The 23,999-nt window shown below is 39.2% G+C and carries 16 protein-coding genes; 11 read left to right on the top strand and 5 right to left on the bottom strand.

Annotation, left to right across the window (positions count from 1 at the left end):
- Positions 1 to 126: 126 nt before the first annotated feature.
- Positions 127 to 282 carry a hypothetical protein gene (locus KXD93_RS21080; protein ID WP_258139331.1) on the bottom strand — a complete coding sequence of 52 codons (156 nt, stop codon included), beginning with the start codon at positions 280 to 282 and terminating at the stop codon, positions 127 to 129.
- A gap of 700 nt (positions 283 to 982) precedes the next feature.
- Between KXD93_RS21080 and KXD93_RS21075 the strand changes: the two genes are divergently transcribed.
- From KXD93_RS21075 to KXD93_RS21025, 11 genes are all read left to right on the top strand, one after another.
- A complete protein-coding gene (locus KXD93_RS21075) occupies positions 983 to 3,460 on the top strand; it encodes an SLBB domain-containing protein (protein WP_258139330.1) in 2,478 nt (825 codons plus the stop codon).
- 32 nt (positions 3,461 to 3,492) lie between these two features.
- Positions 3,493 to 4,569 carry a GumC domain-containing protein gene (locus KXD93_RS21070; RefSeq protein WP_258139329.1) on the top strand — a complete coding sequence of 359 codons (1,077 nt, stop codon included), beginning with the start codon at positions 3,493 to 3,495 and terminating at the stop codon, positions 4,567 to 4,569.
- Positions 4,570 to 6,030, top strand: a complete 1,461-nt coding sequence (locus KXD93_RS21065; RefSeq protein ID WP_258139328.1) for an oligosaccharide flippase family protein — start codon at positions 4,570 to 4,572, stop codon at positions 6,028 to 6,030.
- Between the two features lie 81 nt (positions 6,031 to 6,111).
- The gene (locus KXD93_RS21060; RefSeq protein ID WP_258139392.1) at positions 6,112 to 6,657 is read left to right on the top strand and encodes an acyltransferase; all 546 of its coding nucleotides are present in this window, start codon (positions 6,112 to 6,114) and stop codon (positions 6,655 to 6,657) included.
- Positions 6,658 to 6,728: 71 nt separating this feature from the next.
- A complete protein-coding gene (locus tag KXD93_RS21055; protein WP_258139327.1) occupies positions 6,729 to 7,289 on the top strand; it encodes an acyltransferase in 561 nt (186 codons plus the stop codon).
- A gap of 23 nt (positions 7,290 to 7,312) precedes the next feature.
- Positions 7,313 to 8,452, top strand: coding sequence for an NAD-dependent epimerase/dehydratase family protein (locus KXD93_RS21050; RefSeq protein ID WP_258139326.1), 1,140 nt, complete (start codon positions 7,313 to 7,315; stop codon positions 8,450 to 8,452).
- Positions 8,453 to 8,455: 3 nt separating this feature from the next.
- The gene (locus KXD93_RS21045) at positions 8,456 to 9,337 is read left to right on the top strand and encodes a glycosyltransferase family 2 protein (protein ID WP_258139325.1); all 882 of its coding nucleotides are present in this window, start codon (positions 8,456 to 8,458) and stop codon (positions 9,335 to 9,337) included.
- A 10-nt stretch (positions 9,338 to 9,347) separates the two neighbouring features.
- Positions 9,348 to 10,712, top strand: a complete 1,365-nt coding sequence (locus KXD93_RS21040; protein WP_258139324.1) for an O-antigen ligase family protein — start codon at positions 9,348 to 9,350, stop codon at positions 10,710 to 10,712.
- On the top strand, positions 10,709 to 11,821 hold the full coding sequence (locus KXD93_RS21035) for a glycosyltransferase family 4 protein (RefSeq protein ID WP_258139323.1): 1,113 nt from the start codon (positions 10,709 to 10,711) through the stop codon (positions 11,819 to 11,821). Before KXD93_RS21040 ends, KXD93_RS21035 begins: the two co-directional genes overlap by 4 nt.
- A 26-nt stretch (positions 11,822 to 11,847) precedes the next feature.
- Positions 11,848 to 12,960, top strand: coding sequence for a glycosyltransferase family 4 protein (locus KXD93_RS21030; RefSeq protein WP_258139322.1), 1,113 nt, complete (start codon positions 11,848 to 11,850; stop codon positions 12,958 to 12,960).
- Positions 12,961 to 13,080: 120 nt separating this feature from the next.
- On the top strand, positions 13,081 to 14,430 hold the full coding sequence (locus KXD93_RS21025) for a sugar transferase (RefSeq protein ID WP_258139321.1): 1,350 nt from the start codon (positions 13,081 to 13,083) through the stop codon (positions 14,428 to 14,430).
- A 1,308-nt stretch (positions 14,431 to 15,738) separates the two neighbouring features.
- Here the strand turns inward: KXD93_RS21025 and KXD93_RS21020 are convergent.
- The 4 genes from KXD93_RS21020 to KXD93_RS21005 are packed head-to-tail and all read right to left on the bottom strand — an operon-like array spanning position 15,739 to position 23,481.
- Positions 15,739 to 16,851 carry a DUF4998 domain-containing protein gene (locus KXD93_RS21020; protein ID WP_258139320.1) on the bottom strand — a complete coding sequence of 371 codons (1,113 nt, stop codon included), beginning with the start codon at positions 16,849 to 16,851 and terminating at the stop codon, positions 15,739 to 15,741.
- 29 nt (positions 16,852 to 16,880) lie between these two features.
- Complete coding sequence (locus KXD93_RS21015) at positions 16,881 to 18,065, bottom strand: DUF5000 domain-containing lipoprotein (protein WP_258139319.1); 1,185 nt, start codon at positions 18,063 to 18,065, stop codon at positions 16,881 to 16,883.
- Between the two features lie 42 nt (positions 18,066 to 18,107).
- Positions 18,108 to 19,994, bottom strand: coding sequence for a RagB/SusD family nutrient uptake outer membrane protein (locus tag KXD93_RS21010; protein WP_258139318.1), 1,887 nt, complete (start codon positions 19,992 to 19,994; stop codon positions 18,108 to 18,110).
- Positions 19,995 to 20,052: 58 nt separating this feature from the next.
- Positions 20,053 to 23,481: a TonB-dependent receptor gene (locus KXD93_RS21005; RefSeq protein WP_258139317.1), complete on the bottom strand. Its 3,429-nt coding sequence runs from the start codon at positions 23,479 to 23,481 to the stop codon at positions 20,053 to 20,055.
- Between the last annotated feature and the right edge of the window lie 518 nt (positions 23,482 to 23,999).

The following is a 23,999-nucleotide window of genomic DNA, read 5'->3' as shown; positions in this document are numbered from 1 at the left end:
GCAAGCCGGGCAAGATGATTTTTGTGGACAAAAATCCATCTTGCTGCATGCTGGCGCATGCAGAAAAGCGGCTTTGCCAAGGCTGCAAAAACCCGGTTCTGGGATTATAAAATTCCGAGAACGGGGTTAATCTTTGCCGGTACTGTCTTTAGTTTGGAACGAATGGCGCACCGGCGGTATGGACGGAAACGAATTGAGCAGGTGACGGATCTTTTTGCGGGTTTGCTGGTCGCGGCGTTTAACGCCTGATGCAAATTTGACTTTGGTCTTTTGATCTTTCATGGCTGTTGGATTTTAGCCAAAGGTGGATCAGTTGCCCCCGCTCTTTTGACAAGCACCATAGCCGTCACTACCGAAAAAAGGGATGGCCTTGCCTCGTTGCCGGCAAGGAAGCATCACTTATCATTGAAAGATTGCTTGCTACCGGTATTGTTCGATTTGTGGGTATCCATTTCTGATAAGATTTCTATGATGCTACTTAACTGAAGAACGAAGCCTTCTATTTCGAGTAACCTATTGGGCTGATGTTCAATTTTAGTCCCCTCTCCTCCACTGAACTTGGTATAAAAGCCAACTAAAAGCCTGCAAATTAAATAATTTGCAGGCTTTTGTTTTTTGTCAAAGTCTCATATACTCGCCAATTCTCAATAAAAAAAGCGTGATTCGACGAGTGATTTTTGACAATACCTCGCGCACAAAGTTACCTTGTTGCTTTGATTATAAAGATGTTTAATAAATAAACATCTTATACAGAACTAATCGCAAGCCTGATATTGTTTTACTTTTCAATGTCAAAACATTATGACAATTTATTGTGTTAATTACAATCTCTACCATTTTTGACGCTACTTTTTTTTAGAAGGATTAACCTTTAACTAAAAAAGCATCATTATTCTTAATAAAACCTAATTTAAATTACTTTTGCAAAAATAATACGATGTAATTTTTAGTGTTATTTGTCATGCCATAATGGCTTTTTAATATGAATAAATTTAAGATTCGAATATTTTTAATTGTCTTTACCCTTTTTTGTATTTCAATTAAAATTGTTTCCGCCCAAACCAATTTTCAAAATATCTCGTCCATTAACGTTGATGACATTTCGGATCAGCAAATCATTCAGCTGCTTCAGCAGGCCCAAAATGCCGGGCTAACAGATGCAGAATTGATACAACAAGCAAAAAGCAAGGGCATGACTGCCGACCAGGCACAGAAACTGCAACTACGGATTAAGAATATCCGCAGTAAGACTGCAGAATCTTCGGGAAATCCCACCGATACCACCACTACACAAGGACGGCAATTAAATTACAAACCGGAAAGCCCGGATACCTCGGCTGTGCGAAAGGACTTATTTGAAAGTCTTCGGCCCAAAATATTTGGAGCGGATATTTTTAAAAATAAAAATAATTCATTCGAACCCAATCTCAAACTCGCAACACCTCTAAATTATATTGTTGGCCCTAATGATCAGCTAAATGTCAATGTTTATGGTAGTTCACTGGTTAACTGGAAACTTGCAGTGTCGCCTGAGGGCAATATTAATATTCCGGGTGTAGGAGTTTTAAGTGTAGCCGGTAAAACCATAGAACAAGCTACGTCGTTAATAAAGAGCAAGCTTGCCGCTAATAACTATGCCATTGGGCACGGCACAAGCGTTCAGGTAACACTTGGCGACATACGCAGTATCCATGTAATAATTATTGGGCAGGTTGTAAAACCAGGCACTTATACATTGCCATCGCTTGCAACTGTCTTCAATGCGCTTTATTCGGCAGGTGGCCCAAATGACAATGGTAGTTTAAGACAGGTAGAAATAATAAGGAATAACCGGATCATAAACCATCTTGACGTGTATGATTTTTTGGTAAAAGGCGATCAAAAAAACAACATAACATTGCAAGATCAGGATATTGTTCGCGTACCCACGTACAGAACAAGGGTGGAACTTGCCGGACAGGTGAAAATTCCTGCATTATTTGAAGTACTGCCGGGTGAAAGCCTTGATAATATTCTTAATTATGCAGGGGGATTTACCGACAGCGCTTATACTTCAAGGATTAAGGTTTCACAGATAAGCGATCAGCAAAGAAAAATCACAGATGTTTTGGAGGCCGATTATAAAAACTATATTCCTTTAAGAGGCGACAAATATACGGTTGAGTCAATTATCAACAGGTTTGAAAATAGGGTTGTTATTAACGGGGCGGTTTTTAAGCCCGGTGATTATGAGTTGCAAAATGGTCTAACACTATACCAGTTAATTGAAAAGGCAGCCGGGTTAAAAGAAGATGCATTCACCGAAAGAGGTACGATCACACGCCTAAAGCCCGACAACAGCACAGAGATGATAGGCTTTAGTGTAAAAGATGTGATGACTAAAATAGTTAACATTCCCTTACAGCGCGAGGATATTGTTAATATATCGTCGATCTTTGATTTAAGAGACCGTTATGTCGTTACCATAAACGGGAGTGTTAGAAAACCCGGACAGTTTGCTTTTTCGGAAAACATGAAGGTGGAGGACCTAGTATTAAGGGCGGGCGGTTTTGCAGAAGGAGCCAGTACTAAACGTATTGAAGTAGCCAGGAGAATATCCGATGCCGATCCCACATCTAAAAGCAGTTCGGTTGCACAAGTTTTTAGCGTAAATATAGACGGCCCTTTAAAGCCAAATGATGCAAACTTTGTGTTAATGCCATTTGATATCGTATCTATATATAGTTTACCTGGATATGAAAAACAAAAAACGGTGAAAGTGGAAGGAGAAGTGTTATATCCCGGATCATATACATTAAAAAATAAGAATGAAAAAATCTCTGACCTGGTTGCACGGGCTGGTGGCCTTACTGCGTCAGCAGATGTAGAAGGCGGATCGTTAAAAAGAGAAAATATTGCCATATTAGGTATCGACAAAACTAAGGCTGATACAGCAGCACTTGCTTTGGAGCGTACCGCGCAAACCAACAGACTTAAAAGAACCTATAGAGATTCTACCAACACAGAAGATTCCCAGCAGCGTAATAATTATGTAGGCATTGATTTGGGTGGAGTTTTAAAAACGCCGGGGGCAAAAGGTGACTTACTGTTAGAGGACGGCGATGTTTTAAGGGTGCCTAAACAGCAACAAATTGTTAGGGTTAACGGACAGGTGCTTTATCCAAGCGCCGTGGTTTATGACAGATCAAAATCATTTAATGATTTTGTATCCAATGCAGGCGGGTACGCCCCAGGGGCATTACGAAGAGGGGCTTATGTAGTGTATCCAAACGGCACTGTAAAAGGTACGCGCAAATTCCTTTTCTTTAACAATCACCCCTCTGTTAAACCAGGAAGCGAGATTTATGTACCTAAAAAGCCGGAAAGTAAAGCGAACGCCCTGCAAAATATTTTGGGGCTTACAACGGGTATAGTCTCATTGGGCGCAATTATTTTGGGGATTTTGAGTTTGCATAAATAACTATACTCTCAGCTTAAATTTTTTATTAAATAATGGATGTTAATCAACATAATAACGTGGGCCCGAATACGGCAGGCGGGGAGATTTCACTTGATGACCTTGTGAAAAAATCAAAACGCTTTACCAAATACCTGCGCAGTAAACTATTGTTAATTGCTATGATGGGTTTACTCGGATTATGTGTTGGTTTGGCTTACTCCATTTTTAAAAAGCCCCAATATAGAGCTGTTTATACATTTGTGCTTGAAGAAGAAGATAAAGGTGGCCTTGGTCAGTATGCAGGGTTGGCATCATTGGCGGGGGTGAATATTGAAGGTGGCGGTGGTGGAATTTTCCATGGCGATAATATTTTGGAGTTGTACAAATCGCGTAATATGATCGAAAAGACATTGCTAAGCACGGCAATGTTTAATGGCAAACCTCAAAAAATTATTGACAGATACATCAACTTTAATAAGCTACGCAAAAAATGGGAAGATAAGCCCGAATTAAAAAATATCAATTTTAATGGCAATCCTGATTCATTTAACCGCCAGCAGGATAGCATCATCATTGATCTGGTTGATAATATTAATAAAACCGTACTTAATGTAGATAAGCCCGATAAAAAACTCAGTATTATAGAAGTTGACGTATTTTCAAAAGATGAGTTGTTTGCCAAAGAATTTGCTAATAATATAGTTAACACGGTAAACAGTTTTTACATATTAACCAAAACCAAAAAGCAACAACAAAATGTTACCATTCTTCAAAAACAGACAGATAGCGTAAAATCTGTTCTTAATAGCTCCATAACAGGGGTGGCTTCTGCCGCTGATGCATCGCCAAATGCCAACCCGGCACTCTCGGTCTTAAGAGTACCTTCGCAGCGCAGGCAGGTTGATGTTCAAATAAGCTCGGCCGTGTACGCTGAAATGATAAAGAACCTTGAACTATCTAAAATTCAGCTTCGGAAGGAAACACCGCTCATACAGCCCATTGATACCCCTGTATTACCTTTGTTTGTGAACAAGCTAGGCAAAATAAAGGCCGCCATATTGGGTTTAGTGGCGGGTCTCTTTTTATGTATTTGCTGGTTAACAGTAAAAAGGGTAATAAGCAAGTTTTAAATGGAAGGGAAAAAGAAACTAGTTCTTTTAAATGTCATTACATCTGGCGGGCAGGTGGTTCTTATAGGCCTTGTTTACCTGTTTTTATATAGGTATCTGTTATCAAGGCTTGGTGTAGAAGTGCTGGGAGTTTGGTCGGTAGTTTTGTCAACATCATCGTTGGCAACTCTTGCAAACTTTGGCATTGCCGATTCCGTTGTACGCTTTGTAGCGCTTTTTATCAAGGAAAAAGACACAAAAAAAATGGAGCAGCTGGTCTTTACAGCTTCCTTGTTTTTATTAGGGCTTTTTATAGTGATTGCAGCTATCATCTATCCATGTGCTGATTTAATTTTGAAAGCTGTTTTACCCGCTAAGTTTATCAAAGAAGGGCTGTTAATATTGCCTTATTCATTAACCTGTTTAATCATAAATTCAGTAAACGGGGTGTATGCTTCGGTGTTGGATGGCATGCAAAAAAACTATATCCGAAACGGAATTTTTACAGTTTCGTCTCTTGTATTATTAGTCGCAACCTACTTTTTTGTGCCGGTTTACCATTTAAAAGGAGTAGCTTTTGCACAGGTAATACAATCTGTTTTTGCACTTGTATTTTGTTTATTAACAGTTATATATCATGTTAAATACAATCCGCTAAAATGGAATTGGAGCAAGGCTATCTTTAAGCAAATATTCAATTATGGAATGAAATTTCAATTCGTATCCCTTGCAGCGATGCTTAATGACCCTATTACAAAAATACTTTTAGGAAGATTTGGCGGGATGGCATTTGCGGGCTATTATGAAATGGCCAACAGGTTGTTGATGCAGGCAAGGGGAATAATAGTAAGCGCTACTCAAAGTTTGGTACCGGTAATGGTGGGATTAAATAAAGATGAGATCCCTGCCTTTTATAAAAAAATTTTTTCTAATGTGCTGTTTTTTTCATTGGCTATTATGAGCATTATCATTATTAGCGGAAAGCTGATATCATTTTATTGGATAGGGAGCTATCAGCCGGTTTTTTGTAATACACTATTCATATTAGGCTTAAGCCTAATATTTAACATTCTAAATGGCCCGGCCTATTTTTATTACATGGCCGATGGCAACCTGAACATCTTGATAAAAACACATTTTATTTTGGGGCTTCTCAACTTAGCACTCAGTTACTGTTTTGGATATTTCTTTGGTGGCTATGGTGTTGTTTGCGGATGGTTTTTGGCGGTATTGCTGGGATCGTTTTATTTACTTTTTACTTTTAATAAAATGTACAATTTAAAAATGCGAATGCTATTTCAAAAACAGGATATATATTTTCTGTTTTTTTTAATAATAGTTACCGCGTTTAACAAATTATACAAACCGACTGTGGATTTTAGGATTTCTGATGTCACATGTGTAGTACTGGTTGCGATATACGTCATTTATCTGTTTTTTAAACATAAAGTCAACAGCATCCGGGTATCCGTCGACAATTAAAAACAGCATACATAAAGAAAAACAATGTTTGGTAAAATTAAAAGTCTTTTTTATTTCGTCTTTATATACCCCTATCATAAGATGATCTTTAAAACTTTTGGATCAAGGTCAAAAGTCATTGCCCCATTAAAAATTTATGGGGCTAAAAACATCTCAATTGGCAACAAGGTAATTGTAGAATATAATACCTGGTTGGCCGCTTACCCGCATACAGGGGAAGAAAATTGCAGTTTAATAATTGGAGATGGCACACATATTGGCCACTTTAACCATATTTATGCAACTGGTAAGATCCATATAGGAAAAAAGGTTTTAACGGCCGACAAAGTTTACATAAGCGATAATCTACACTCATATAGTAATATAGACTTGCCGGTTATTGATCAACAAATAAAGCAGCTTAGCGAAATTACCATAGGTGATGGTGCATGGCTTGGTGAAAATGTTTGTGTTATAGGGGCATCGGTAGGGAAAGGCAGTGTAGTAGGCGCCAACGCTGTGGTTATAAAAAACATACCAGATTATTGCGTAGCTGTAGGCAACCCGGCAAAAATAATCAAAAGGTATGATCGTACATCTGGCGAATGGTTAAGAACAACACCCGACGGCGGATTTTTAAAAACATGAATTACTGAGCTTTGAGTATTTATCAAAACATATCCAGGTCATTTAGATTATACCATCGCCTAAAAACGAACTTGTGGTACAGGCTTTTTTTAAAAGAGTGTGGCGTTAAAAATGTCATTGTAAAGCCGATAATAATAACGCCTGGCTGTATAAGGCTTAAAAACAACGTATCTGTTAATTATCATGCCCGCATTGAAGGCGTTACAAACCATGCCGGAATTAATTTTAAACCGGGTATTGTCATTAACGATAACGTAAACATTGAACAAAACATGCACCTAACTTGTGCAAATAAAGTAGTGATAGGGAAAGATACAGCAATATCTGCAAACGTAACAATAACTGACATTGTTCATCCATTTGAAAACGTAACGGAAATTTATAAGAACCTCGCACTTATTGTTAAAGAAGTTGTTATAGGAGATAATTGTCTTATACTAAATAATTCCGTGATATTGCCCGGCGCAATTATTGGTAAAGGATGTGTTGTTGGGGCAAATAGTATTATAAGAGAAGGTGTATACCCCGATTTTTGTGTTTTAGCGGGAGCACCCGCTAAAATAATTAAGCGGTATAACTTTGAGTTAAATGAATGGGTAAAAACAGCGCCCGACGGGAGTTTTACTAACTAAAACGGCTGTAGACAAATATAACTATGAAAAAAGTACTAATTACAGGGGGGGCAGGTTTTATAGGGAGCAACCTGGCATTGCTACTAATAAGCAAGGGATTTGAGATTACTGTGTTGGATAACCTTTCGCCCCAGATCCACGGCGACAATGCTGAAAATGAATCGCCGTTATATTTGGCTATTAAGGATAAGGTTAATTTTATAAAAGGCACGGTAACGTCAAAGGCCGACTGGGAAAAAGCCATAGCGGGCCGGCAGGTTATTGTACACTATGCTGCCGAAACAGGCACGGGCCAATCTATGTACGAAATAGCAAGATATACAGAAGTCAACGTACAGGGCACCGCTTTAATGCTTGATATTTTGGCTAATAGCGTTCACCAGGTTGAAAAAGTGGTGATAGCTTCGTCACGGTCTATTTATGGCGAAGGTAAATATTACGCCGAAGGTCTGGATCAATATGTTTATCCCGAACACCGTACATCGGCCTACATGGATAATGGTGATTTTGAGGTAAAACATCCAGGTTATTCACAAACTTTAAAGCTTGTGGCTACTGATGAGGAATCAAAAATCCACCCATCATCGGTATACGGAATTACCAAACAAAACCAGGAGCAAATGATCATGACCGTTTGCCCAACTATTGGTATTGCACCCATAGCCTTCAGGTATCAAAACGTATACGGACCCGGGCAGTCATTGTCAAACCCTTACACAGGCATTCTTTCCATATTTTCTACACTCATAAAAAACAACAAGGGAATCAATGTTTTTGAGGATGGCAGGGAAAGCCGCGATTTTGTATTTATTGATGATGTTATTAAAGCCACGTATTTAGGCATTATAAATGACGAGGCTAACGGCCAGATTTTTAACGTTGGCGCGGGTATAGCAACCGATGTACTTACAGTTGCCAAAACATTAATAAAGCAATACGGCATCGAAGTTCCGGTTAACATATCTGGTAACTATCGTCTGGGCGATATCAGGCACAATTACGCCGATTTAGGTAAGATCAATAAAACGCTTGGCTTCGTTCCTTCGGTTGATTTTGAAACGGGGATCGCCAGGTTTGTTGAATGGGTTAACGGGCAGCAGGTAAGTGCAGGCAAGTACGAAGATTCGATTGCCGAAATGAAAGAAAAAGGGCTTTTTAAATAAGTTATGGCAAAAGTTGGATTAGTAACGGTACTGTTTAACAGCGAAAAAGTATTGCCTGGATTTTTTCAAAGCATCGGGGGGCAATCTTTTACCGATTATCATTTGTATATCGTTGATAACAACCCCAACGAACAATCTGATGCGTTGATACAGGGATTGGCCCAAAGCAATGGCGTCACGGCGTTTACCTATATTAAAAATGACAAGAATGTTGGGGTAGCGAAAGGCAACAACCAGGGTATTGCACTATCTGTTAAAGCGGGCACAAGCCACACGCTGCTGCTTAATAATGATATTGAGTTTTATCAGCCCAGCCTGTTGCAGAGTATCCTGAATTATTCTATACAAAACAACGAAGCTATTGTTATCCCCAAAATATTTTTCTTTGATAATAAGAAGATCCAGGTAGCCGGGGCCAAATTTCTACTTTACAAGGGAACAACTATTGGTATTGGCGAAGGTGCAGATGATGCGCCGCAATATAGCATTGAAAAACATGTTGATTTCGCCCCTACTTGTTTCGCTTTGTTTAATAACCAAGTATTTGAAAAAGTGGGCCTAATGGACGAAAAGTATTTTGTTTATTACGATGACACCGACTTTATGTACCGGGCACATTACCTGCATGGGTACGAGATTAAGCTATTGCCATCCCTGCATATTTTTCATAAGGAAAGTTCATCTACAGGTGGCGACAGAACCTTATTCTCGATATTTTACGGTACACGGAACAGGATATACTTTATAAGGAAAAATTTTAAAGGTTTACAGTTTTTAAGTTCATTATCCTATACACTGGTAACAAGGATACTACGGTATGTTCAATTTGATTCCGATCAAAGGGCCCAACTTTTAAAAGGGCTGCGCGAAGGCTTTAAGTTATAAATGAATAACAATGACTGCTGTAACAAAGGAACGTAGTTTTAAAGATGGCATTGTTGTACTTATAGTGCTATTGATAGGTTTTCAGTCGTTTCCTATTATTAAAGTTGGTGGGGTATTTAAAATTTACGAACTATTAGCTTTGACACTGCTTTTTATCGAGATAGCGTTTATTGACAGATTTAAATTTGCCAATAGCGTATCATTAGCAGCCTGTTGTTTTTTTGTGGTGTCGCCTGTAATCAGTTATTTATACTCCAATATATTTTTAGGATATCCAAGTGGCTTTTTCTATCGCTATCCGGATGCGGAATCATTTAAGTTTAACTATTATGTATTTCCGTTTCTGCAGCTCATATACATGTTTTTTAACTTCACGGCGTTTAACGCCATTGTTATTTCGAAATACATTTATGAGCGCTTTGAAAAGATCCTGAAATACATTGTACTGATAGGAACGTTTATAGCCATCTGTTCGTTGTTTGCATTATTTGTTAAGGATGTTGTCATTTTGTTGCCGTCTTTTATTCAAAATAAAACGTATTATAATTTTCGCAGTTCCGGCTTTTCGCAGGAGCCAAGCTTTTACATTTTATACCAGGCCTGGATTTGTTTAATAGGATGGTATACAAGACATATGTTTAAAAAGTACTTCTGGTACCTTGTAATGGTCATTAATGTTTTATCGTTATTACTTACGTTTTCAACAGCAATGTTTGGCTTTGTGCTCATTTTATCAAGTGCTGTTTTTCTTTTTAAAACGTCGTTTAAAATAAAGATGGGTATTGTTTTTACTTTAGTTGTTTTATTGCTACTAGGCTATTTCGCGCTGCTTTACTTTGATCTTTACCCTGTTTTTGAATACATATTTGTATCTAAACTATCAGGCTTCCTTTCAGTGCCCGAAACCACCACCGATAGTGGCAGCTACCGGAGCTACACATCATCAATAGGTATCGAAATATTTAAAGATCATTGGGTAACCGGTGTTGGCGTAGGTAACAGCATGTATTACATGTATATATATGAGTTTAAAATGGGTATCAGGGAGTTTGGCGAAATGCTTAGCCCTGGCATATTTCCACAAAATTCATTTTCGTGCGTGCTGGCAGATCAAGGAGTAATTGGTGGCCTTTCATTCCTTGCTTTTTTAGGCGGGGCGTTAAGGAAGTTCTGGATCAACAAAAATAAAAGCAAGTATAACCAAATGTTTTTATTAGGCACACTATTCAACTTTTTGGCTATGCTTTCTATAGCGCCGGCATATTCACTTTATCTGTGGGTTTTTATCGCTTTAGGGCTTTGCTATATTAAATATTACAATGAATCAGCGGCCAGTGAGGGTAATGGCTATTTACAAACAAGTTATAAAAAATGAAGCAAAGGGTTTTACTGGTAGATCAATATAATAAAATGGGCGGCGGCCAAAGCGTTTTGATCGACCTTATCAATTCCCTTGTTCGCCTGGGTTATGATTGCACGGTAGCGGTTCCGCAAGGGGGGTATATTGAAAACAATGTAACAAGGGCAAACTTCCATTACCTGCCAGCCTTAAAACTCACTAACGAAAAGAAATCGGTATTTGACTCTCTAAAACTAATGCTGCATTATATACGCATTTTGAGCATTATAAAAAACGTTTGCAAAGCCGATATTATTTATATTAACGGGCCACGGTATTTTATCCTGTTCTATTTTATATCATTTTTTATAAGGCGTAAATTTATTTATCACGTACATCTTGATTTTTCAAACGGCGGTAAGCTCCTTTTAAAGTTATTAAACAATCAGCCAAATACCTATGCCCTGGTGTTTACATCCGAATTTTTATTAAACGGCTTTTTAAACTATATAGGATCAAACACATTATTTGCAGCTAAAAAATTACATGTTATCGAACCTGGCCTGGCAAAAAAGTATGAAGGATTGGAGTTTAAGAACAGGTTTACTGATCAGCAAACCCAGTTTAACTTTATATCGGTAGGCCGAATTTATTCGGGAAAAGGATTCGAGCTCATTATCGATATCGCCCGGGTTTATAATGAGTGTCAATTTTATATAGTCGGCGACCCGGTTGATGATTCATTGGTTTATTATGAGTCATTGAAAAAAGAGGCCCCTGCAAATGTGAATTTTACGGGCAGCTCGGATAACATTCCTCAACTTGTTAATGATTACAATATTCATTTTGGGGTGATACCTTCCGATCTAAATGAGGCATTTGGAATAGTAGCAACCGAGCTGATGACTTGCTCATGCATTACCTTTGCTCGCAGCCGGGGGGGCTTAAAAGAGATAGCAGCCAACACCGGGGCAATTTCTTTTGAAGATCGGGATTCTCTACTGACGGCTATAAACACTGTTATGGCTATGTTGCCCGAAGCAAAAAGTGCTTTGGCCTTTACACAATTCTCCAATACTAAAACATTGTATAACACGCTTGTATTTACCAAAAAACTAAACAGATTACTAGCGGTTAAACTATAATTTTTAACCTATATAATAATAAAAATTTGAAAGTTGCATTAGTTCATGAATGGCTTACTGTTATTGGCGGCTCCGAAAATGTTTTTAAGGAAATAGCCGCCCTTTATCCTGATGCTGATATTTATACGCTGGTTGCCCGGGATGAAACTATTAAAACGTTAGGACTATCCGGCCATAAAGTTACCACTTCGTTTATCCAGAATTTACCGTTTGCCAAAACAAAATACCGCACTTACCTGCCCTTGTTTCCTTTGGCGATCGAGCAGTTTGATTTATCGGCCTATGATCTCGTTATATCCTCATCACATGCTGTTGCAAAAGGCGCCTTAACAGGCTCAAATCAACTTCACATTTGTTACTGTCATTCGCCAATCAGGTATGCCTGGGACCTTCATCATCAGTATTTGAGGGAAACGGGATTAAATAAAGGATTTAAAGGTTTCATAGCAAAGTATTTGCTGCACCGTATACGGCAATGGGATATCATAAGCACCAACAGGGTTGATCATTTTATTGCGAATTCCCATTATATAGCCCGACGTATAAAAAAAGTATATAACCGGGAAAGTACGGTTATATACCCGAATGTCGCTACCGAGGATTTTACGCCCGTATTTGAAAAAAAGGACTTTTATGTTACCTGTTCCAGGTTTGTCCCTTATAAAAAAATTGACCTTATTGTAAGTGCATTTACCCAGATGCCTGATAAAAAATTATATGTAATAGGTGACGGGCCTGATTTTAAAAAGGTAAGCAAACTGGCCGGGCCGAATACTATTTTGTTGGGCTATCAACCATTTAATGTTTTAAAGCAATATTTAGGGGATGCCAAAGCATTTGTTTTTGCAGCGGAGGAGGATTTTGGGATTTTGCCGGTAGAAGCGCAGGCGTGCGGCACGCCGGTTATAGCCTATAAAAAAGGTGGCGCAGTTGAAAGTGTCATTGAAAATAAAACGGGTATATTTTTTTGTGAACAATCTGCAACTGCGATCAAAAAGGCTGTTGAATTATTCGATGTCATACAAGGGTCATTTAATTGTAACGAAATTATTACCCATGCACAAGGATTTTCTACAAGCAGGTTTAAAAAGGAAATTTCAAGCTTTATAAATACAAAAATGGAGGATAAAAAAAAATAAAAACTAAAGTTCGAATGTAGCGTTCCATAGTCATTGTGCGTATTGGTAAGAAAAAAAATAAATTTCATAATAATTTTTTTTCATAATTTGAAAATAACTACCTTTGCAGCACCTTATCCTATGAAGATTAAATACTCAAAACTTCTGCCCCCGGTTACATTTTTATCTGACCTGATCGTATTAAACATAGCCCTGCACTGTGCTCATTTGCTGGTATTTAACTACTTTTCTAATGAGATAAGCTCCTCTATTTTTTTACTATTAAGCAATATGGCCTGGATAACCATATCCTCCCTGACCAGGAATTATGTTATTCACAGACCATTGGTTTTAAGCGCAAACATTAATAGAATTTTGACTTCTCTTATTTACCAGTCGTTGACGGTGCTCTGCGTAGTCTACTTTTTTAAGTTTTATGAAGTAAGCCGCTGGGAGATGTTTTTTACTTACAGCTTGTTTTTGATCCTGCTCATTATAGAACGTTCCATTATCTTTTTTACCCTTGATTATATTAGAAAAAAAGGATTTAACAGGCGACACATTCTTTTGATTGGCGACAAAAATATAGCCGATAAATTAATAAAGGCATTTCAAAAGCATCCTGAATATGGCTATCATTTTATAGACTTTATTTCGGAACAGGAGATGCAAATCTTTTCAGATGAGCTTGTACTTGATAAATTATTTGAAAAGGAAGCTGATGAGATCTTTGTTTGTTACAGGGATATGGACGCACCATTGTTGCAAAGGCTGGTGGACCGGGGCGACGAAAATCATACCAAGATAAAATTGGTTTCTGACCTCTTCTTAAGTAACAATTTCGCCAGTGTTATAAATTATGATAACCTGCCTGTTATTCAACTAACGTCTACCCCGCAGCTAAGTATGAAAATCGTATTTTTCAAACGCAGCTTTGACATCCTCTTTTCCCTGCTGGTTACAATTATAGGATTTCCGGTATTTGTATCATTAGCGATTATTACTAAATTAACTTCAAAGGGTCCGATTTTTTATCGGCAGGAAAGGATTGGAAGGGGTAATAAACCTTTTTATATATACAAGTTCCGAAGCATGTTTGTAAATTCCGAGGCATTGGGGCCCCAATTGTCCAGCGATAATGACCCGCGCATCACGCAATGGGGCAAATTTATGAGAAAGTCAAGGTTAGATGAGTTGCCTCAATTTTGGAACGTTTTAAAAGGGGATATGTCCATCGTTGGACCCAGGCCAGAGCGCCAGTTCTTTATTGAACAACTGCTGGTGGAAGCGCCTAATTATAAAAAATTGCTTAGAATTAAACCGGGACTTACATCAATTGGCCAGGTAAATTACGGATACGCTGAAAACATGCAGGAAATGAGACATCGTGTCCGATATGACCTAATTTATTTAAACAACATTAAGTTAAATATTGATTTGAACATTATTTTGCAAACAGTAAGAATAATGGCTCAATTAAAGGGTAAATAATAGCTCGGTTGGTGAACTGCGGTTCGCCGACAAATATTTTATTGAAAGCTTTTTTATTGAAATTTTGCAAATTTATTCGGATCAAAAGTACCCTGGCAATAAAACATGTCATTAAATACCCTAAGTTTCAATTGCCCTTATTGTAAAATTAAACAGAGTCGGGTACCCAGAACTTTTTTGATGCGAACAGTCTTTTTCTGGTTGCCGATTAAAAATTATTATTGTTATAAATGCCTCAGAAAAAATTGGCAGATTCATAGGTAATATCGGATCTTGTGTATTGATGGCTAAAGCGAAAGACTTGGTGATCCGGACAAAAACTGTATAAAGATACCGGTGAAACCAGCTTTATTGAACTTTCACCATACAGCCTTGGAGATTCTGGGAGTGGCGGGAGATGATCTTCCACAGTGACCGGTTTTCCCTACCTTACCTGAAAGTTACTTATTTTAATGCAGGTTATTTGATGAAATAACTTGCATTAAGCGTATTTGTATATGCCTGAGTCAATATCCATTCATAAGACCAAATTATTAGCTGTATAAACAATGAACGGCTCTATGTTTGGAGATAAAAGCAGATCGCCAAATAAGCCTGCTTCACCTCTTTTTTTTGCTACCAGATGCTTAAGTCGTTTTTAATGTTCTTTTTATTTCTGCCGTTAACCTTTAAATCTACCACCTCCCCTGTCGCCCGGTCAACTGCATAAATTACCCAGGATTCCCTGCTTCTTTGCTGATATAAGTCTTCAATTCATCAACTTCATAGATCCTGTTCCTGACCAATGCAGTTTTTTGATCGTCTTAGCCAGTTGTTTTATCAGGCTAATGACCGTACCTAGTGAAACCTTTACGATCCGGGCAATGCTCCTGATCCCGCATCCCTCCTTAAGGAGCAAAACGATCTCCGAATTTAGCCCTGGATTATAAACATTGGTTCTATAAAGAACAAAAACCTCCTCTTACAGATTTTACAGCATTAACGCCGCTTCCAGCAGGCAATACCAAACTTTATAGTTAACTTTTACGATAGGTACATTTTTCATCAACAACAGGTTTGATACGTAACATAAAGGTTCAAGTATTCAGGTAGCATGTAAGTTATAAAAAGAAAGCGGATGGTACCTCAATACCACTCGCTTTCATGTTTTTTTATTCACTAATTTTAATATGTTGTTGGTTTTCAATTAGCTGTGTAACTAACAACAGTTTTGATACACTACCAGAAAACTACCGGGGCTCCGGACATCGCTCTTGCTGAACTGGCAAAGATAGTCATCAGTCGGACCACTGAACTGGATAAGCTATGTCATAAACCATATGCGCTTATTTCACCCATAACCATATAATCCTGTGGTCCGCTTATGCCGACAAACTTAAAATACCTCGCCCTTGGATTATTAGTAGTCAGATACCGTTGTTCGCCATTAATTAAACGGTTAAAATTAAATGTGCCCTGATTTACCCAGTTTAAACGGTCGGTGCTGGTTAAAAACTGGAATTTATCGGGGCCGCGATCATCACCACCAGTTTCAAAAGTGGTGCGCCAAACGCCAAATTGGGTAATTATTCGCTCCACCCCCATGTCTATCGTTGCGAAATGGGGATAACTTGAGCATCCGGCACATGTATGCCAGCGTGTTGCATCAGTACCGTCAATGAAATTGGTTACAGCGTTATCGCCACCCGGATGTTGGGAAGAAAAGTCAATAATACTCCAGTCCTTCTTATCAAACGAGAATATACCGCCATCTAAATAGCTGGTGTAAAAATTATCAATGCTCAGGGAATCTGGTTTAAAGATCGTTCTGAATTGATAACTTGTATTGGGTTTAAGATCAAGTATTTCGGAAGTTTTAGAAGTTACCGGAAATGTTTGATATTTAACATTCCCTGAGATATCTGTGTACTTAACTTCTGATGCGAAGGCGCCGTTTGAAACATCAGCACCGCCCCAATTAATGGTAAGTTTTCCGTGGGCATTTATTACGGTAGAGTTTACGGGCCGGGTTAACAACTGTGCCTGATACTTTGCCCCGTAAGATCCGCCCACTACTTCTACGGGTATGGAAGAATTTCCCCTGCCGTCATAGGTGCGGATAACAAACGTATAGTTTTTCTCCAACAAATTATCAATCATTACACTTATCGTGTCTCCCGAGGGCGGAATATCAACAGCTACGGAATCCAGGTAATTGTTCCAGAAAACTTTGGCTTTTATAACGGAGGGATCCGCCCCCCTTAGCCATGCAATCTTCACCCGGTTTAGGCCGGAATAGGCCTTTGGCGACGTAGCCTTTCCAGCGTAGGTTAATCCCCCCCGCACAACAAATTGCTTGTATGTCGCATCCATTTTCGTACAGGCTGAAAAAAGGCAACCTGCCAAGAAAAACATTAACCTGATACGTGATATCTTTTTCATTATTATTTATGATTAAATAGGTAAAATAATTATTGTACTATTTGGCCAAAGAATGTCATCTCCATGATCACTACCTGGCCGGGGCTGCTATATGTCTCCAATGATTTCAAACGGAGGTAACGTACTGCTGGAGGTTGTACGTCAAAATTAAAATCGGCACCCAAAACAGTGGCATAATTGATATCTTCAGCTGTTTTTTGCCCTAAAGGCAGTCCTGATGGTTTAAATGTTGTGAAATTCCCTAATAAGGTCCAATGTGTCCAGCCGCCGTCAGGATCAGGAGAATTCGATCCCCATAGTTCAAAGTTTTTTAAACCAGATCCCGTATAACAATGGTCGTTGGGTTCCATCCATTGTTTAAACCTGCTTAACAACACCTTTTCACCCAGGTCAATAGTGATCCATTGCGGAAGAGATGAGGCATTTGATGAAGCATAAATCCGTCTGTCTGCTAAGCCATTCCATATATTTTCAATGTTAAAACCTGGATCTGCAAGTGCAGTCTGGTCGGTAGGAAGGACCAATTTACTAAAGGTGTTTTTTGGAATTTCAATTTCAAATTTCGGGGTGAGCGTTTTAATTAATGTATCAGATTTATTGTTCCATCGGTCACGGATAAATACCGCAAATTTTTGAGGTTTGGATTCAAACCCACGGGCCGCAAAATTACCTGCTATAGCGGCTGTGTAAAAAGTTCTCACGGTTACCCAATTATTGTTCCCGGTGGTGTCTCTCAGCACCACTATAGCCAAATCGGCTTTATCCGGGTTTGTAATCGATATGCTTACACCACCGAATGTCTCTGAAAAATTTGATGTTTTAAATACCGATTTAACGGGTGGTGTTTTGGGTATAACGTCAACTAAAATAGGTTCAGATGCTTTTTCGTTGTTGCCCACACTATATACCTTCACGGCGTGCTTCAAGGTATCACCAAAACCAACCAAACGGAGTGTGTCTGTATATCGTGACGATTTTGCTTCTCTGAAAACTCCTGGTTGTATTTCATATACAGCCTTTACATAGGCCAAATTTGGGTCTCCCGGAAGCTTATAGGTTAGCACTCCCCCTCCCGGGGTTGGATCAACCTTAACATTGCTGATTTGGGCAGGGGCAGGCAAATTAGAATCTACAAAATCTAATCTTCCTTCTTTTGAACAACTGTACCAAAAAAAGGCGATTAACAGTCCTCCAATAAAATATATTTTTTTCATTTTTATTTTTTTATTAAATGATCAATCGGTGAATGATATAAATTACCAACCCAGGTTTTGAACTAAATTTCTGTTAGCGGTCATGTTGTCTTCGGCAATAGGCCAGAAATAATCTTTTGACCCAAACGTTTGGTTATAAAGTACTGTGATGCGGTAATAAGAAATAGACGTTGTCTGCGAAAGATCCCAGCCTTTAATCGGATTGTTTAATTCTTTAGCTGATTCCTTCCACCTGCGAAGATCCCATAATCGCTGGGATTCAAACGCCAACTCAATCAAACGTTCCTGATGGATAATGTCACGCATACCGTCCTGGTTCCGGAATTTTGCTGGATTGGTGGAGTAATTCGTCCAGGATGATGCGACGGTACCTAAACCGGCACGCTTTCTGACAAGGTCGATGTATTTATATACCTCCGGAGATGGGCCAGCAGACTCATTCAATGCCTCTGAATACAATAAGTACAAATCAGACAAACGCATTAAAGGATAGGGATAGTCAACAACCGAGTAATCGTTTGATGAATTGATGGTGTTTTGAAAACTTATCAATTTCTTAAGGTTATATCCTGTTACGGTATTAAAACCATATTTACCTTCGCCGTTCCGCTGTTTAAATTTACCTTCCAAATAGAAAAGGTCCATGTAACTTTTATCATCATAGCGTCCTTGTCCGTAGTAAACTCCTCCGTCGAAACCAAGATCGGCGTAAAAACGTGGTTCTCTGTTAAAATGCAGCCCAACGGTGGTGTATCCCTTTCGTATATACAACTTATCCGAATCCCCGGCTGTACGCAGACTATAACGGCCAGTATAATCCCAGGTTTTGTCTTCATTAATCGGCACTCCATTTTGGGTATAAAACATTTCCGCAATTTTTAAGGGAGGGGATAGTTCTCCTCTGGTAATAACTCCGTCAAGGTATAAAGGGTCCCACCAGCTGGATATTAATCGTTGCAAATCGCCGGTATAAGATTGGGTGTTAGCCCAGATAATCTCGCTGTTCCATTTTTCCGTAACAGCGTTCCTTATACTTAGCTGTGTTTTGATGGTATCCGTGAGTGTGTATTGTTGAAAGGCAGGATTATAAACGTACAGTTTTATACCGGCGGATTCACATGCGTCTATAGCTCTTTTACATGCAGTGGCGGCGGAATCCCATTTAACTTTAGAATATGTAGTATTAAAGAGCGGCGTTCCGTTCAGGTTTTTTAGACCGCTCTCATCAGTATTGCCATTAAATAAGGGGCTGGCTGCTGTAACCAATACTTTGGCTTTTAAGGAAAGCGCTATTGGTTGGGTTATTCGCCCCGCTTCTGTAGCCGGACTAATGATTGTAGCAGGCAATCCGTGCGCTGCTTCATCAAGAAGCTGTACGATGTAACTAAAACACGAATCTACAGGATCGCGGACAACTTTCACTTGATTTACATCAGCTGAAATAGGCAGGTTGGTTTTGATCATCGGAATTGGTCCATACATCCTTACCAAATTGAAATGGTAATAGGCTTTAAGAAATTTCACTTCCGAAATCCAACGTCTCCTTTCAGTTTCCTGCATATCGGGTACCTTTCCGATATTTTCGAGAAAAATATTGCAGTCTCTGATTGCCTGGTACATCGATGCCCATCTGTCACCCAGCGGTCCGACCTTACTCTGGAAGCCTTTGGCCATATCTAAATAGGCGCCCCTTTCAGGAATTTCCCATAGCTCATCTCCTCCAACCATCGCGGGATCGTCACCCAATTGCCCGTTTCTTGGCATAAATGAATAGCAGGTAAATAAAAACTTCATCGCCTGGGTACGCATGGTAAAGGCGTTGTCTATGGTGGCAACGTTATCAGGAACTACATCTAAGAACTTTTTGCAGGAACTTAATGCCGCTAAAAAGAGCAATGTGTAGGTTGTAATTAGAATATATTTTCTCATAATATGTGTGTTTATCAATTTAAGATGTGTAAATTGTTTATGCCTAAATCGCATGACTTTACCTTATCGACATGTTTAAGCCAATATTAAACACGCGTTGAATGGGGTAGCCAAGCCCGTTTCCACCCATTTCAACATCCCATAACTTAAATTTACTGAAGTTCAGCAGGTTACTTGCGTTTAAGTAAACCCTCAAATTAGAAAGATGCAACCGCCGCTGTAAACTTTCAGGGAGTTTATAACCAAGTTCGACCTGCTTTAGGCGCAAAAACGAACCATTACGCATAAACCAGGTACTTGTTTGGTTATTGTTATTGTTGATATCCGGACTTAATCTTGGCCAAAGTGCGTATACATTACGGGAATCTTCAGACCAGTGGCTGTCGGCGTAAGCCTTTAACAATTGAGTCTGATTATTGAAGGGAGATGTTGCATTGGCATCAATCCAGAACGATTCATTTCCGAGTCCCTGGAAGAAGGCAGAAAAGTCAAAGTTTTTATAACCGGTGGAAAACCCAAATCCATAAACAATCTCCGGCAATGTTGGATTGCCAATAGGTACCTTATCCGCCTCTGTAATTTGACCATCATGGTTTACATCGGTATATTTAATATCTCCGCCTCCATAGGGTCCAAAATTTTGTTTTGGCGAGTTTGCTGCCTCTGCATCATCAACAAACAGCCGTTCTGCGATATATCCGTATTGTTGAAAAATGGAGTGGCCAATACGGCTGCGGTATTTTTCGTCATAAACAGGCTCCTCATATACGGTATATTTACTCCTGGCATATGTAAAGTTTCCGGTTGCCGAAAACCAAAAATCCTTTCCTATGTTTTGTTGATATTCTATAGAAATATCAGCACCCTTGCCTGCAGCCTCGCCCACGTTCGATCTCACATCTGCGGTTAAACCCATAGTGACAGGAATTGATGCACGTGACATTAAAATATTTTTACGTTTTTCAGAATAGACCTCGGCATTTATCTTTAACTTATTAAAAAGCCCGATTTCAAGTGCCAGATTTGCTTTTGTCGATTTTTCCCACGTGATGTCGTCATTGGCATATCGGGAAATGTTTACGCCATTTAGATAGGTATTTCCACCCTGACCATTTCCAAAAGTAGCACCTCTGGAAGCTGCATTCATGTCAACATTGGAGAGGTAGAAAAAACGATCTGCCGGAGAGCCGATTGCATCGTTTCCGATAAATCCATAAGTAGCCCTCAACCTCAGGTTGTCAACAACCGGCTTGATTTTTTCAAAGAATTTTTCATTAGATATGCTCCAGGCTATCCCGGCAGATGGAAAATAACCAAAACGGTGTTTTGCAGAAAATCTTTCCGATCCATTGTAACCAAAGGTATATTCTAAATAATATCGGCTATCGTAGTTGTAAGTTGCCCTTCCTGATAAGCCTATATTTCTGAAGGGAAGAGATTGTTGAAGATCCGGGGCATTTGCACTTAAGTTATTCTGTAACATGTAAACCAGCAAACCACTAAATCCGTGTTTTTTAAATGAATGGTTATAATTTAACATGGATTCGGTGTAAAAAGTAGAAGTGAGAATCCTATCTCCCTGGCTGTAATCCAGGTATTCTGTTGCAGTAGGTTCGTTAATATTCGTTATGGAATAAGTATTGGCAACCGGGTCATACCCTGTGAGGGTATAAAAATAAGGGTTATAGGCTCTTCTTACGTCAAAATATGATGTGCGATTAGTATTCATCATGATCCTGAATGAAAGGCCATCAATTAACCCAGACAAGTCCTGTTTGGCTTCTAGCTGTGCCAGCATCAGAGATCTGGAATAGTTCATGTAACCCCGGGTTAAATCCGCGTAAGGGTTAGTATAACCACCCTGGTCATAATTCCCATACATAATGTGTTTTACAAACGCGTGATCGGCATCTTTAGGATAATATTGAGGGAAAAGCACAGGGTTTGAGTGGACAACCTTCGCATACATTTCTGCTCCCCCATCCAAAGGGCCGGTATAATCGTCAAAGTTTCCGCTTAAACGAACAATCATTTCGGTTGTTTTGGTCAGATTTATGGTAATATTGGACCGAAGTGAATAACTCGTTAAATCGATATTATTGTTAAAATTGTTCCGGTGGTCTACTTTTAGCATCCCGTTATCCTTATTCAAGGATCCTGAAATAAAGTATTTTGCAACATCCCCTCCCCCGCTTACATTTAGGTTTGCCCGCTGGTTCATGGTGTAATCTTTAAAAACCAGCTTCTTCCAATCGTTGGCAGGATAAATAATCGGATTTAGTCCTGCAGCTGTATTTGCAATCTTTTCATCACTATATAGCGTGACACCCAATGGGTTACGGGTTAATATAGCTTCATTGGATTGTCTCATGTAGGTAACAGGGTCGGCCAGCTCAATATCCCTTACCGAAGTTGATACTGAGTTTTCAAAACGAAAGCCAATTTGTGCCTTACCGACCCTCCCTTGTTTGGTGGTCACCAAAATTACCCCATTCGCACCCCGCGCGCCATATACCGCAGTTGCAGTAGCATCCTTTAAGATGGAAAAGCTGGCAATATCGTCCGGCTGCAGACGAGCAAGATCGGTTGTGCTTAATTCCATCCCATCAATCAGTATTAAAGGGTTGTTCTTATAACCAAATGTCGTAACTCCGCGAATAAAGAAATCCGCATTGTCCTTGCCCGGCTCCCCGCTGCGTTGAAAGGCAATAAGACCTGCAGCGCGGCCAGCCAGGGCAGTTGTCAGGTTACTTGACGGAATCTTAAGCTCAGAAACCTTGATGGAAGTAACCGAACCAACCAAATCGGTTTTCTTTTGTGTTCCGAAGGCCACGACAACGACCTCACTTAATGAATTTTTGTTGGGTTTGAGCAGCACATTAATAACACTTCTGCCATCTACGGCCACTTCTTGCGTAATATAGCTAACGAAGGAAAATACCAGTACCGGATTATCATTTGGGACCTCCAGAACAAACCTTCCATTATCATCACTTTTTGTTCCTATCCCTGTCCCCTTGACTTTGATAGTAACACCTGGCAAGACACCCACCGAATCCCTCACTGTTCCCGTTACAATAATCTTTTGGCTCTCTGCAGCAGCTTCCTTAAAAACGGCTATCGCGGGCCTTTTTTTAACAATAATGGTTTGTCGCTCAATCAGGTAAGTAACTGGTTGCCCGTCAAAAGATTTTTGTAAGGCATAGTCAACATCTGCATTTTTAAGATCCAGGCTAATCAATTTGGTTTCTTTCAGCGAATTTGGGTTATAAAGAATATTTAAACCGGTTTGTGCCTTGATCTCTTTTAAAACATTTTCAAGTGTTGCTTCTTTTACGGTTAGGCTCACTTTTTGCCCGTAACTTGCGGCACTGACCTGTAGAAGTGTAACAATTAATAAAATAATGGTAAGCTTCATTATCCTGATGAATTGGAGCATAATACGCGGGTTTATGCCGCAGCAAAATGCCGTATAAGTTTTATACATTTGGAATTAGGTTTATGAAATGAAAGTTGTTTCTATAATGGGAATTATTTCAATAGGCCAACGTTGGCCAGGGCTGTTGCAAGCAGCCCTGGCTTTGTTTTCCATTAAAGGTTAGTAAGGTTAATTCATAATGCTGTTCCTTTCATTATAATGCCTCGCTAATTATTTATAAGTAGAACAACCCTGTCAAAATTTTGCAGTAGCAGTTATTTTTCCTTAGCAATAATTCAGGCATTACAGTTTTTTTAGGTATGGTTTCGGTAAAGACGGTTATCAAGAAAAAAAGGGGGGATAAGTCTTTAAATTTCTGAGTTTTTTATTCCGTACCCGAGAACCAAGGCGACTTACAGATAATATTAGTCCGAAAAAGAGGGTTGCATTACTGATTGCCCAATCTGGATTTCGTAAGCCTGTGGCATTAATAAAAGGATTGATTAATGCACAACGAATCCCGAAAAAGTTACAAGGCTACTGCCGCCCCTTAAGTTTACCCATAACTTCGTGAAGTTTATAAAATT

Origin of the sequence: Mucilaginibacter phenanthrenivorans, from assembly GCF_024721155.1 — a bacterium.
GTDB lineage: Bacteria > Bacteroidota > Bacteroidia > Sphingobacteriales > Sphingobacteriaceae > Mucilaginibacter > Mucilaginibacter phenanthrenivorans.
Note: the sequence above shows the minus strand (reverse complement) of the source record. Positions and strands in the feature narration are given on the sequence as shown.